13 protein-coding genes are annotated in these 12,940 nt (G+C 63.5%); 6 read left to right on the top strand and 7 right to left on the bottom strand.

Translation table 11 applies throughout. The annotated features are described in order from the left end of the window. The first annotated feature begins 67 nt into the window (after positions 1 to 67). The 5 genes from rnpA (at position 68) to ASC86_RS05185 (ending at position 4,661) form a co-directional block, all read left to right on the top strand. Complete coding sequence (gene rnpA, locus ASC86_RS05205) at positions 68 to 463, top strand: ribonuclease P protein component (protein ID WP_056317008.1); 396 nt, start codon at positions 68 to 70, stop codon at positions 461 to 463. Further along, a complete protein-coding gene (yidC, locus tag ASC86_RS05200) occupies positions 453 to 2,237 on the top strand; it encodes a membrane protein insertase YidC (protein ID WP_056317006.1) in 1,785 nt (594 codons plus the stop codon). Before rnpA ends, yidC begins: the two co-directional genes overlap by 11 nt. A gap of 176 nt (positions 2,238 to 2,413) precedes the next feature. Continuing rightward, positions 2,414 to 3,328, top strand: a complete 915-nt coding sequence (locus ASC86_RS05195) for a DMT family transporter (RefSeq protein ID WP_056317000.1) — start codon at positions 2,414 to 2,416, stop codon at positions 3,326 to 3,328. 57 nt (positions 3,329 to 3,385) lie between these two features. Further along, positions 3,386 to 4,039 (top strand): ribosome biogenesis GTP-binding protein YihA/YsxC, encoded by a 654-nt coding sequence (gene yihA / locus ASC86_RS05190; RefSeq protein WP_056316997.1) that lies wholly within the window; start codon positions 3,386 to 3,388, stop codon positions 4,037 to 4,039. A 100-nt stretch (positions 4,040 to 4,139) separates the two neighbouring features. Then, positions 4,140 to 4,661 carry a DUF1269 domain-containing protein gene (locus tag ASC86_RS05185; protein WP_056316995.1) on the top strand — a complete coding sequence of 174 codons (522 nt, stop codon included), beginning with the start codon at positions 4,140 to 4,142 and terminating at the stop codon, positions 4,659 to 4,661. A 22-nt stretch (positions 4,662 to 4,683) separates the two neighbouring features. Here ASC86_RS05185 and msrB read toward each other — a convergent pair whose 3' ends face one another. Continuing rightward, entirely contained in the window at positions 4,684 to 5,172 is a 489-nt protein-coding gene (gene msrB / locus ASC86_RS05180) for a peptide-methionine (R)-S-oxide reductase MsrB (RefSeq protein ID WP_056316993.1), read from the bottom strand. A gap of 96 nt (positions 5,173 to 5,268) precedes the next feature. Further along, positions 5,269 to 5,700, bottom strand: coding sequence for a hypothetical protein (locus tag ASC86_RS05175; protein ID WP_156386902.1), 432 nt, complete (start codon positions 5,698 to 5,700; stop codon positions 5,269 to 5,271). Between the two features lie 207 nt (positions 5,701 to 5,907). On the opposite strand from ASC86_RS05175, the gene argB reads away from it, so the two are divergent. Further along, entirely contained in the window at positions 5,908 to 6,795 is an 888-nt protein-coding gene (gene argB / locus ASC86_RS05170; RefSeq protein ID WP_056316984.1) for an acetylglutamate kinase, read from the top strand. 175 nt (positions 6,796 to 6,970) lie between these two features. Here the strand turns inward: argB and ASC86_RS05165 are convergent, their stop codons facing one another. The 5 genes from ASC86_RS05165 to hutI all read right to left on the bottom strand — a co-directional run bounded on the left by ASC86_RS05165 (position 6,971) and on the right by hutI (position 12,923). Then, a complete protein-coding gene (locus ASC86_RS05165) occupies positions 6,971 to 7,561 on the bottom strand; it encodes a HutD family protein (protein ID WP_056316981.1) in 591 nt (196 codons plus the stop codon). A 79-nt stretch (positions 7,562 to 7,640) separates the two neighbouring features. Continuing rightward, positions 7,641 to 9,314 carry a urocanate hydratase gene (hutU, locus tag ASC86_RS05160; protein WP_056316977.1) on the bottom strand — a complete coding sequence of 558 codons (1,674 nt, stop codon included), beginning with the start codon at positions 9,312 to 9,314 and terminating at the stop codon, positions 7,641 to 7,643. Between the two features lie 15 nt (positions 9,315 to 9,329). Then, positions 9,330 to 10,130, bottom strand: coding sequence for an N-formylglutamate deformylase (gene hutG, locus ASC86_RS05155; protein WP_056316974.1), 801 nt, complete (start codon positions 10,128 to 10,130; stop codon positions 9,330 to 9,332). A 1-nt stretch (position 10,131) separates the two neighbouring features. Next, on the bottom strand, positions 10,132 to 11,667 hold the full coding sequence (gene hutH / locus ASC86_RS05150) for a histidine ammonia-lyase (protein ID WP_056316971.1): 1,536 nt from the start codon (positions 11,665 to 11,667) through the stop codon (positions 10,132 to 10,134). Next, positions 11,664 to 12,923, bottom strand: coding sequence for an imidazolonepropionase (hutI, locus tag ASC86_RS05145; protein WP_056316968.1), 1,260 nt, complete (start codon positions 12,921 to 12,923; stop codon positions 11,664 to 11,666). Before hutI ends, hutH begins: the two co-directional genes overlap by 4 nt. Positions 12,924 to 12,940 lie beyond the last annotated feature (17 nt).

The raw sequence follows: 12,940 nt of genomic DNA, 5'->3' as shown, positions 1-12,940 counted from the left end.
CCGGGATACGCCATGCGCGGCTTTCGGTATTCCGGTTTCCGGGTGTCGAATTCAAGAGCGTTGGCGCATGACGTCTGACGACCACAAGACAACTGCCGGGCGGCTCAAGAGCCGGCCGCAGTTCCTCGCAGTCCGCGAAGGTCAAAAGCGCAAGGGCCCGCTGTTCCTTCTCGAAGTTCTAGATCGCAAGGAACCGGAGAGCGCCCCGCGCGTCGGTTTCACGGTGACCAAGAAACACGGCAATGCCGTCGAGCGCAACCGGATGCGCCGCCGCCTGAAAGAGGCCGTGCGACTTTCCGCCGGATTTGCAATGAAGCCCGGACACGACTATGTGATTGTCGCCAGACGCGAGCTTTTGACTGCCCCTTTCGAGCGGCTGACGAAGGGGCTTTGCGATCGCATCGAAAGCAGCAAGAATATTCACGGCCGCCGACCGGCTCCAGGAAAGAATGATGGAAAATAACCGCAACTACTTCGTGGCGATCGCCCTGTCCGTGCTGATCCTCATCGCCTGGCAGTTCCTCTACGTCAGCCCCAAGATGAAGGCCGAGCAGACCGCTGCCCAGCAGGCGGAGCTTCTGAAGCCGAAGGCGACCGGCGAAAACGCCGCGACGCCCGCTCTTCCGGGCGCCACGAACAACGCCGCCGTTCCCGGCACGGGCGAAAGCCGCGACCAGTCGCTGGCCAAGTCCGCCCGCGTTACCATCGACACGCCGGCTCTCAGCGGCTCCATCAGCCTGACCGGCGCCCGTTTCGACGACCTGAAGCTCAAGGATTACCACGAGACGGTCGATGACAAGAGCCCGATCATCACGCTTCTGAGCCCGGCCGAAACCAAGGACGGCTATTTCACCGAACTCGGCTATGTCGGCAACGAGGCGACCGGTGCTGCCCCCGGCCCGCAGACCGTCTGGACGCTGAAGAGCGGCACGACGCTGACCCAATCGACCCCGGTCACGCTGACCTATACCAACGAAAAAGGCGTCACCTTCGACCGCACCATCTCGGTCGATGAACACTATATGTTCCAGGTGAACGACAAGATCACCAACGGCAGCGCCGAGCCTGTCGCGCTTTCCGGCTATGGCCGCGTCACCCGCTTCTCCAAGCCCGCGACCCCGAGCGTCTACGTGCTGCATGAAGGCTTCATCGGCGTTCTCGGCGATCACGGCCTGCAGGAAGTCAAATACGCCAAGGTCGAAAACGACGCCCCGGTCGAGCCGGGCAAGGCAACCACCGGCTGGCTCGGCATCACCGACAAATACTGGGCGACCGCCATCGTGCCGCCGCAGGCGACGCCCTACGAGGCCCGCTATTCGCACTTCACCGACGGTCGCGAGCGCTTCCAGTCGGACTACAAGCAGGACCCGGTCACGGTTGCCGCCGGCCAGAGCGTCGAGCTGAAGAACCTGATCTTCGCCGGCGCAAAGCAGGTTCCGCTGATCTCCAGCTACGAGACCTCCTACAACATTCCGCAGTTCGACCTCCTGATCGACTGGGGCTGGTTCTACTTCATCACCAAGCCGATGTTCAAACTGATGGATTTCTTCTTCCATTTCTTTGGCAACTTCGGCGTGGCGATCCTGATGACCACCATCGTCGTCAAGGCGCTGTTCTTCCCGCTTGCCAGCAAGCAGTACGCTTCCATGGCGAACATGAAGAAGGTTCAGCCGAAGATGGAGGAACTGAAGAAGAAGTTCGGCGACGACCGCATGGGCCTGCAGCAGGCGATGATGCAGCTCTACAAGGACGAGAAGATCAATCCGGTTGCCGGCTGCTGGCCGATCGTGTTCCAGATTCCGGTGTTCTTCGCGCTCTACAAGGTCATCTACGTCACCATCGAAATGCGCCATGCGCCGTTCTTCGGCTGGATTCAGGACCTTTCGGCGCCCGATCCGACCTCGGTGTTCAACCTCTTCGGCCTCATCCCGTTCGAAGTGCCGCATATGCTGATGATCGGCGTCTGGCCGCTGGTCATGGGTGTCACCATGTTCCTGCAGATGCGCATGAACCCGACGCCGCCGGACCCGACCCAGGCGATGCTGTTCACCTGGATGCCTGTCGTCTTCACCTTCATGCTGTCGAGCTTCCCGGCCGGTCTCGTGATATACTGGGCCTGGAACAACACCCTGTCGATCATCCAGCAGGCCTTCATCATGAAGCGCCACGGCGCCAAGATCGAGCTGTTCGACAACCTGAAAGGGCTGTTCTCGAAGAAACCGAAACCGGCGGAGTAGCCGCCGTCCTTCGGTCGAAATATCAAAGCCCCGGAGATCCGTTTCCGGGGCTTTTTCGTGCGAATTGCGACGGGCCGATGTCGCCACTACCGGAGCCTGCGGATGAAAAGCCGATTATCAAGGCATAAAGGCGCATCCGTGCGCCGGCCGATGTCATCGCCAGATCGGAAGCCTCCATGTCGCTGTCCCCGTCCGAGCCGGCCTCAGGGCAACTCACCCAGACACAAGGGCTGATGCTGGTTCTCGGCTCGGCGGTCGTCTGGAGCTTTGGCGGCACGCTGGCGCGGTTTCTGGAGGTTCAGGACGGCTGGACCATCGTCTTCTGGCGCTCGCTGTTTGCGGCGCTTTTCCTCATCGGTTTCATGCTGTCGCGGGACGGCGCCAGGGGTGTCCTGCGGCTGTTCCGAGATATGGGTATTCCCGGCATCGCGGTCGGCTGCTGCTTTGCCACGGCCTCCACCTCCTTCGTGCTGGCGCTCAGCTATACGACGGTTGCCAATATCATGCTCTTGCAGGCGAGCGTGCCGCTGATCGCCGCCCTGATCGGCTGGTTCGTGTTTCGAGAGCGGGTGGCAGGTTCGACCTGGGTGGCGATCGCCGCCGTCATCTGCGGCGTGCTGGTCATGGTGTCGGATTCGCTGAGCGGCACCGTCTCGCCGATCGGCGATGCGCTGGCCCTGCTGATCGCCTTGGTCTTTTCGCTGGCGACCGTCATTACCCGGCGATACGCCCATGTGCGCATGACGCCGGCCGTCTGCCTCGGCACGATCATCGCCGGCACGCTGGCGGCCTCACAAACCTCGGGCTTTGCCGTCAGCCCGGCGGATTTCGGTATCCTGATCGTGTTTGGGGCGTTGAATTTTGGGCTGGGCCTTGCCCTGTTCGTCACCGGCGCGCGGCTGGTTCCGGCAGCACTCGCGGCACTGTTCGGCACGGCCGAGACGGTGCTGGCGCCGCTCTGGGTGGCGCTCATCCACAACGAGATCCCGAGCCTCAACACCATCATCGGCGGTTCGGTCGTGCTGATTGCGCTTCTCTCCTATCTGACGATTGAATTGCTGCGGCAGCAGCGTTTGTCACGGCGAACTTGACAAGGACCGCCAAAACCGCAAAGCCCCAAGGGAGAAAAAAGCCCGGAAGGATGCACCATGACCGACAGAAAGCCCGAGGACGACAAGCCGCTGTTCGGCCGGCCCTGGATTTTCATCCGCGGCGTGCCTTCGATGAAGTTCCTGCCGCCCGAGGGACCGGCCGAGATCGCTTTTGCCGGCCGCTCGAATGTCGGCAAGTCGTCGCTGATCAATGCGCTCGTCGGACAAAAGGGGCTGGCGCGCACCTCCAATACGCCGGGTCGCACCCAGGAGCTTAACTATTTCGTGCCGGACGGCTTTTCGGGCGCCGACGGAGACCTGCCGCCGATGGCGCTGGTCGATATGCCCGGTTACGGCTATGCGCAGGCGCCGAAGGAAAACGTCGATGCCTGGACGAAGCTGGTGTTCGATTACCTGCGCGGCCGCGCCACGCTGAAGCGCGTCTACGTGCTGATCGACAGCCGCCACGGCATCAAGAAGAACGATGACGAGGTTCTCGACCTGCTCGACAAGGCGGCCGTCTCCTACCAGATCGTGTTGACCAAGACCGACAAGATCAAGGAACCGGCGGTGCCAAAACTGATCGCCGAGACGCTGGAGAAGATCAAGAAGCACCCGGCCGCCTTCCCGGAAGTGCTGGCGACCTCCTCGGAAAAGGCGGCCGGCCTCGATGATCTGCGCGGCGCGATCGAAACGGTGATCTCGCAGTAGGAAGCCGCGGCAAAATAGCGCTGTCACTACCCTGACATGAATTCCGCCCTACCTACCCGTTGCCGCCTCTGTCGCGGTCATCGAGGGAAAGGAGAACATCATGTCGGATTTGATCGTCATAGCTTTCGATAACCCCGAGGAGGCGGATCGCGTCCTTGTGAAGCTGAACGGCCTCAAGAAGGAATATCTGATCGATCTCGAAGATGCCGTCGTCGTCGTGCGCGACGAGGCGGGCAAGGTGCATCTGAAGCAGAGCCTCAACCTGACGGCCGTCGGCGCCACCTCCGGCCTCCTGTCCGGGTCGCTGTGGGGCGGGCTTGTCGGGCTGCTGTTTCTCAATCCGCTGGCGGGCTTTGCCATCGGCGGGGCAATCGGCGCGGGGGCGGGCGCGCTTTCCGGCTCGCTTGCCGACTACGGCATCGACGACGATTTCATCAAGTCGCTCGGCGAAACCATTCCGAACAATTCCTCGGCGCTTTTCGTGCTGGTGCGCAAGGTGCAGCCGGAAAAGGTGCTGGCCGAACTCGGAGGCGTGCGCGGCCGGGTGCTGAAGACGTCGCTTTCGCCCGATCAGGAAAGCAAGCTGCAGGCCGCCCTTTCCGGCGCGACGCCCGCGGCCTGATCCTCTTCGACTATTGCCGGCGCTACGACGTGGCGCCGGCCGTGAAGGTCATGGCGAGGCCGTTGATGCAGTGACGCTTGCCGGTCGGCGGCGGGCCGTCGTCGAAGACATGGCCGAGATGGCCGCCGCAGCGGCGGCAGTGACATTCGGTGCGAACCATGCCGAAGGTCTTATCTTCCCGGAGCCCGACGGCGTTGGGCAGCGCTTCCCAGAAACTCGGCCAGCCGGTGCCGCTGTCGTATTTCGTCTCGGAGGAGTAGAGCGGCAGCTCGCAGCCGGCGCAGTGGAAGACGCCCTTGCGCTTTTCGGTGTTGAGCGCGCTGGAGAAGGGGCGTTCCGTATCTTCCTGGCGCAGCACGCTATACTGCTCGCCGGTCAGCATCGCCTTCCATTCGGCATCGGTATGGGTCACTTCGAAGGTTTCTTCGGCGAATGCTGCGACGGGAAACCGCAGCGCCGACAGCGCCAGCGCCCCGGCACTCGACAGAAGGAATAGACGGCGGTTCGGCATCTCGGTGTCTCCCTGCAGGTTGCGGCGCCAGATTATCCTTGTGGCGGCCCTGCGGCAAAGCACATGCTTGTCAAACCGTCGTGATCTGCGTGTCGCCTATTGGCCGGTCGGGAGTTCGCTCTTGCCGGTCGTGACCGTGGCACCGGTCGGGGCAGCAGGCGTAGCGGCGAGCCGCGCGCTTTCCAGAATAGCGATGACGGCAAGGCCGGCCATGGCAAGACCCGCCAGCGTCCGCCAGAAGGGAAGCGAATTCCAAAGACCGGTTTTTTCACGCGGCGCCGGCGAGGCAAAGATGCGCCGCTCGATGGCGCTGTAGGAACGCGGCGCCGGCGGGGCCGGGTCCTGGATGGCGTCGAAGCTGGAGAGGTTGCTGCGCCAGCGATTGACGATGGCGGCAAAACCGCTGTCGAGCACGATGCGCGCCTCGACCTTGCGGCGGTCTTCAGCCGACAGGATGCCGAGCACATATTCGCCCGCGATCAGTTCGTCGCGTTTCGAATCGCCGCGCTTCGGGGTCTGGGTACTCATCGTTCCATGCACTTTCTCGGTTTGGACGGGCTCGTCGCCTCTTTCTCCGGCATTGCCGCATGTTCCGGCGCGAACCTTTGAGATCATAAGCTGCATTGCCTGCATTGGCCACCCAGCTTTCACGCCGCTGTCATCTTAGCAGCGAATCATTCCATCGGCGAAAAACTTGCGCTACACAGCATCCGACATATTTTGAAGGTTCCTCCCATGACCGTATCCGAAAGCGAAACACAGGCACGCCTTCTGGCGCAGGCGCTGCCTTACATGCAGCGTTACGAAAACAAGACAATCGTCGTAAAATATGGCGGCCACGCCATGGGCAATGCCGAACTCGGCAAGGCCTTCGCCGCCGACATCGCGCTCCTGAAGCAGTCCGGCGTCAATCCGATCGTCGTTCACGGCGGCGGCCCGCAGATCGGCGCGATGCTGACCAAGATGGGCATCGAATCGAAATTCGAAGGCGGCCTGCGCGTCACCGACGCCAAGACCGTCGAGATCGTCGAGATGGTGCTGGCCGGCTCGATCAACAAGGAGATCGTCGCGCTCATCAACCAGACGGGCGAATGGGCGATCGGCCTTTGCGGCAAGGACGGCAACATGGTCTTTGCCGAAAAGGCGAAGAAGACGGTGGTCGATCCCGACAGCAATATCGAGCGCGTGCTCGATCTCGGCTTCGTCGGCGAGGTGGTGGAGGTCGACCGCACGCTGCTCGACCTGCTCGCCCGCTCGGAGATGATCCCGGTCATCGCCCCGGTCGCCCCCGGCCGCGACGGCGCCACCTACAACATCAATGCCGATACCTTTGCCGGCGCCATCGCCGGCTCGCTCAATGCGACGCGCCTGCTGTTCCTGACGGACGTTCCGGGCGTGCTCAACAAGAACGGCGAGCTGATCAAGGAGCTTTCGGTGGCGGAAGCCCGCGCGCTGATCAAGGACGGCACGATCTCCGGCGGCATGATCCCGAAAGTCGAGACCTGCATCGAGGCGATCGATGCCGGCGTCCAGGGCGTTGTCATCCTGAACGGCAAGACGGCGCATGCGGTGCTGCTGGAGATTTTCACCGAGCACGGTGCGGGAACGCTGATCGTTCCTTGAACGAAAGGTTGACGCGGCCGAGCGTCTTGCTCCCGCCTTCAATCGCATAACTCCGTCATCCTCGGGCTTGTCCCGAGGATCCACGTTGCTTGGCATGGATGGTCGGGTCGAGCCCGACCATGACGAAAGAGAGAGTGTGTGTTGCCCGGCTTTTGGGCATTCAATGCCTAAACGGTCAGGCGTTGCTGATCTCGATCAGGAAAAGCTGGGCCTCGCCCTCGCAGGTCAGTTCGACCGGCCCTTGCGTCGGGGCGGCCGCCATGTCGAGCGCAGACAGCTTGACGTCGAGGCCATCGGCCCGCAGCGCGACGTCTCCCCTGTGACAGAAAACGAGAAGCCTGTCGGCGTCGCTGCTCAGCCGCTGCTCGCCGGAAATCGTTATCTTGCGCACCCGGTGCGAAAACGCGCTGCGCTTCGTCATCACGTTGAGGTCGGTGATCGCGCCGGCGATCAGCCGGGCCGCGGTCGCGACATCGGCCGGGAAGGGCAGTGGCGCGTCGTCGCCGGTCAGCCGCACGGTCCTGTCTGCGATATCGAGCACCATGCCCTCGCCCTCAAGGATCGACAGCGTGCGGTCGATGCCGGGGAAGGATGAAAAAGGGCCGTCGCTTGCCACCGTCGCCATGCTGATCCGCCAGTCGAAATCGGAAACCGTTGCGCCCTCGGGAAAAACCGTGATCTCGACCGTCTCGCCGCCGCCGTTCTTCCACGGCATGCGTCGGTAATCAGTTGCGCTTCTGAGGATGGTCCAGCTGCGATCGTTCATGGTCTCTCACCGTAAACCGCGGGTCTTTCGGCCCGGAAAGAAAAGGCCGCGCACCTTCTGAGACGCGCGGCCCTGTCGATCAGTTGCCGAGAATGCCCGGCAGACGCAGGCCCTTTTCGCGGGCGCAATCGAGCGCGATGTCGTAGCCGGCATCGGCGTGGCGCATGACGCCGGTCGCCGGATCGTTCCAGAGCACGCGTTCCAGGCGCTTGGCGGCATCATCGGAGCCATCGGCGCAGATGACGACGCCCGAGTGCTGCGAGAAGCCCATGCCGACGCCGCCGCCGTGGTGCAGCGACACCCAGGTTGCGCCGGATGCGGTGTTGAGCAGGGCGTTGAGCAGCGGCCAGTCGGAAACGGCGTCCGAGCCGTCCTTCATCGCTTCGGTTTCGCGGTTCGGCGAGGCGACCGAGCCACTGTCGAGGTGGTCGCGGCCGATGACGACCGGAGCCTTCAGCTCGCCGTTACGGACCATTTCGTTGAAGGCGAGGCCGAGGCGATGGCGATCGCCGAGACCAACCCAGCAAATGCGGGCCGGAACGCCCTGGAAGGAGATGCGCTCGCGCGCCATGTCCAGCCAGTTGTGCAGGTGCTTGTTGTCCGGCAGCAGTTCCTTGACCTTGGCGTCGGTCTTGTAGATGTCTTCCGGGTCACCCGAGAGAGCAGCCCAGCGGAACGGACCGATGCCCTTGCAGAACAGCGGGCGGATATAGGCCGGCACGAAGCCGGGGAAGGCGAAGGCGTTTTCGAGGCCTTCATCCTTGGCGACCTGGCGGATGTTGTTGCCGTAGTCGAACGTCGGGATGCCCATGTCCTGGAAGGCGATCATCGCTTCGACGTGGTCACGCATCGAGGCGCGGGCGGCCTTTTCGACCGACTTCGGATCGCTGACGCGCTTTTCCTTCCACTGGCCCATGGTCCAGCCCTTCGGCAGGTAGCCGTTGATCGGGTCGTGAGCCGAGGTCTGGTCGGTGACCATGTCCGGGCGGATGCCGCGGCGAACCATTTCCGGCAGGATTTCGGCGCAGTTGCCGAGCAGGCCGACGGACTTGGCTTCGCCGTTCTTGGTCCAGCGGGCGATCATTTCCATGGCTTCGTCCAGCGTCTCGGCCTTTTCGTCGAGATAGCGGGTGCGCAGGCGGAAATCGATCGAATCCGGGTTGCACTCGACGGCAAGGCAGGATGCGCCGGCCATGACGGCTGCGAGCGGCTGGGCGCCGCCCATGCCGCCGAGGCCGCCGGTCAGAACCCACTTGCCCGTGAGGTTGCCGTTGTAATGCTGGTTGCCGGCTTCGACGAAGGTTTCGTAGGTGCCCTGCACGATGCCCTGGGTGCCGATGTAGATCCATGAGCCGGCGGTCATCTGGCCGTACATGGCGAGACCCTTCTTATCCAGCTCGTTGAAGTGATCCCAGGTCGCCCAATGCGGCACGAGGTTGGAGTTGGCGATCAGGACGCGCGGCGCATCCTTGTGGGTGCGGAACACGCCGACCGGCTTGCCGGACTGGACGAGCAGGGTCTCGTCCTCGTTGAGCGACCGCAGCGTCTCGACGATCTTGTCGAAATCGGCCCAGGTGCGGGCGGCGCGGCCGATGCCGCCGTAGACCACCAGCTCATGCGGGTTTTCCGCGACGATCGGGTCGAGGTTGTTCATCAGCATGCGCAGCGGCGCTTCGGTCATCCAGCTCTTGGCGCTCAGTTCGGTGCCCTTGGGCGCGCGCACTTCGCGGATGTTGTGGCGGGGATTGTTCATGCGTTTTTCCTCCGGTCAGTGTTTCAGGCCAAGCGCGATCTCTTCGATGCGCTGGAGAATGGTTTTCAGATGCGGGCGGAGCCGTTCGGCCTTGGCGGTGTCATAGGCGAAAGGCGGGGCTTCGGTGGCGAGATGGGTGGATTGCGCCAGCTCCATCTGGATTGCATGCACGTTGTTTTCGGGCTTGCCGTAATGGCGGGTCGTCCAGCCGCCCTTGAAGCGGCCGTTGAGGACATGGGTGTAACCCGCGGCCTCGGCGACCGTCTTGACGGTGGCAGCCTCGATGGCGGTGGCGCAGGTGCGGCCGCTATCGGTGCCGATGTTGAAATCCGGCAGCTTGCCTTCGAACAGGAAGGGAATATGCGAGCGGATCGAGTGGCAGTCATAGAGCACGGCCACGCCGTGGATGGCCTTCACCCGCTCGATCTCGGCACGAACGGCCGCATGATAGGGCGCGTGAAAATTGGCAAGGCGTTCGGCGATGTCGCCTTCTTTCGGCTCTTCGCCGTCCTTCCAGATCGCCAAGCCGTCGAAATCGGTCTCGGGTACCAAGCCAGTGGTGTTCTGGCCGGGGTAGAGGCTGACGCCTTCCGGGTCGCGATTGGCGTCGATGACGTAGCGGTGGAAGGTGGCGCGCACCGTCGTCGCTTCCGGCAGAAGGTCGGCATAGAGCATGTGGATGTGCCAGTCGGTGTCGGCAAGCTTGCGGCCGTTGTCGTTCAGCCGCCGGGCAATCGCCTCCGGCACCTCGGTCCCCGTGTGCGGGAAGGCGAGGATGACCGGCGACGAACCCTGACGGATTTCAAAGACGCCCATCTCAGGCCTCCAGAGCCGGCAGGATGCCAGCCGATACGGCGGCGTTCAGCGCGCCCGTGGCGACGAGGTCGGAAGCAGCCTTCAGGTCGTCGGCCATGTAGCGGTCTTCCTCGATCGACGGCGAGACGGCGCGGAGCGCAGCGGCGGCCTTCTGCAGCTCGGGGCTGGTGGCCAGCGGCGCGCGGCATTCGACGCCCTGTACGCCGGTCAGCGCCTCGATGCCGATGATCGCAAACAGGTTGTCGGTCATCTGCAGCAGACGGCGAGCACCGTGGCAGGCCATGGAAACATGGTCTTCCTGGTTGGCCGAAGTCGGGGTCGAGTCGACCGAGGCCGGATGCGAAAGCTGCTTGTTCTCGCTCATCAGCGCGGCCGAGGTGACTTCCGCGATCATCAGGCCGGAATTGAGGCCCGGCTTCTTGGCGAGGAAGGCCGGCAGGCCGTAGGAGAGAGCCGGATCGACCAGGAGCGCGATACGGCGCTGGGCGATCGCACCGATTTCGCAGACCGCAAGCGCGATCTGGTCGGCGGCGAAGGCGACCGGCTCGGCATGGAAGTTGCCGCCGGAAACGACGGAGTTATCGGAAAGTACCAGCGGATTGTCGGTGACCGCGTTGGCTTCGATTTCGAGCGAGCGGGCGACCGAGCGCAGGAGATCGAGGCAGGCGCCGTCGACCTGCGGCTGGCAGCGGATGCAGTAGGGGTCCTGAACGCGCTCGTCGCCTTCGATATGGCTTTCGCGGATGGCCGAACCGGCAAGCAATGCACGAAGCGTCGCGGCGGTATCGATCTGGCCCTGATGGCCACGCAGCGTATGGATATCGGGATGGAACGGGGCGGACGAGCCCATGGCGGCATCCGTCGAGATCGCGCCGGTGATCAGCGCTGCCTGGGCGGCGCGGTGGGCGCGGAACAGGCCGGCCAGCGCCAGTGCCGTAGAGGTCTGGGTGCCGTTGATCAGCGCCAGGCCTTCCTTGGCGGCAAGCACGGTCGGGGTGAGCCCGGCCTTTTCAAGGGCACGGGCGCCGCTCAGGCGCTCGCCGTTGAAGAAAGCTTCGCCATGGCCCATCATGACGGCAGCCATGTGGGCGAGCGGTGCGAGGTCGCCGGAAGCGCCGACCGAGCCCTTTTCCGGGATCACCGGGACGACACCCTTTTCGAGCATGCCTTCGATCAGCCGAACGAGTTCGAGGCGCACGCCAGACGCGCCGCGGCCGAGCGAAATCAGCTTCAGCGACAGGATCAGCCGCACGACGTTTTCCGGCAGCGGATTGCCGACGCCGCAGCAATGGGAAAGGATCAGGTTACGCTGCAGGGTGGCAACATCTGCGGCATCGATCTTGATCGAAGCGAGTTTGCCGAAGCCGGTGTTGATGCCGTAGACCGGGGCATTGCCGGCGGCGATTTCGGCGATGCGGGCGGCAGCCTTGTTGATGCCGGCATCGAAGGAAGGATCGAGGCGGACCGGCTCGCCGGTCCAGTAGATCGTTTCCAGCTGCTTGAGCGGCACGGAACCCGGATGAAGCACGATGGTCATGGCTTGGCACTCTCTCCCTTAAAGACGCGCTGATAAAGTGGGTTGAACCCGATGCGGTAGACGAGCTCAGCGGGCTCATCGATAGTCCAGATGGTAAAATCGGCCGACTTGCCGGCTTCGAGCGTGCCGGTCTCATCAAGAAGACCGAGCGCGCGGGCGCCTTCGCGGGTGGCGCCCGCGATGCATTCTTCCACGGTCAGACCGAACAGCGTCGCCGACATATTCATGGTGAGCAGCAGCGAGGTCAGCGGCGAGGTGCCGGGGTTGCTATCGGTGGCGACGGCGATACGGGTGCCGGCATCGCGCAGGGCCTGAACCGGCGGCAGCTGCTTTTCGCGCAGCGTGTAGAACGCGCCCGGAAGCAGCACGGCGACGGTGCCGGAAGCGGCCATGGCCTTTGCGCCATCCGCATCCAGATATTCCAGATGATCGGCGGAAATCGCGCCATAGGAGGCGGCAAGCTTGGCGCCGCCGAGATCGGAAAGCTGCTCTGCATGCAGCTTCACCGGCAGGCCGAATTCCCTGGCCTTGTCGAAGACGCGGGTGATTTCGGCCGGCGAGAAGGCGATGCCCTCGCAGAAGCCGTCGACGGCATCGACGAGGCCCTTGGCATGGGCGGCTTCGAGGCCGGGCAGCACGACATCGGTGATGTAATCGCCGTTGCGGCCCTTGTATTCGGGCGGCGTCGCATGGGCGGCGAGATAGCTGGTGACGATGCGGACGGGGCGCAGGGTCGCGAGTTTGCGCGCCGCTTCCAGCATCTTCAGTTCGGTTTCGATATTCAGCCCGTAGCCGGACTTGATCTCGACGGTCGAAATGCCTTCGGCAATCAGCGTGTCGAGGCGTGGCAGGGCGGCTGCGACGAGTTCATCCACCGTATAGGCATTGGTCGCCTTGACGGAGGAAACGATGCCGCCGCCGGCGCGGGCGATCTCTTCATAGGTCGCGCCTTCGAGGCGCATCTCGAATTCACGGGCGCGGTTGCCGCCATAGACGAGGTGGGTGTGGCAATCGACGAGCGACGGCGTGATCCAGCGACCACCGCAATCTTGAGTATCCGCGCCGGAAAATTCGGCAGGCAGGCCGCTTTTTGCACCGGCATAGACGATGCGACCGTCGCGTACGGCGACGACGCCGTCCTCGACAATGCCGAGGCCGCCGGCTTTTTCGTTCAGGGTTGCCAGGCGCGCGTTCTGCCAGAGCCTGACCCGCCCTGCCTGTTCGCCCTGCTTATCAGAAAAATTGTTCCCGCCCATGAGCCTTGCACCATTTC

It is taken from the genome of Rhizobium sp. Root1212 (assembly GCF_001424985.1).
In the GTDB taxonomy this organism is placed as follows: domain Bacteria; phylum Pseudomonadota; class Alphaproteobacteria; order Rhizobiales; family Rhizobiaceae; genus Pararhizobium.
The sequence above is the reverse complement of the archived record's forward strand: the minus strand, read 5'-3'. Positions and strand labels throughout refer to the sequence as shown.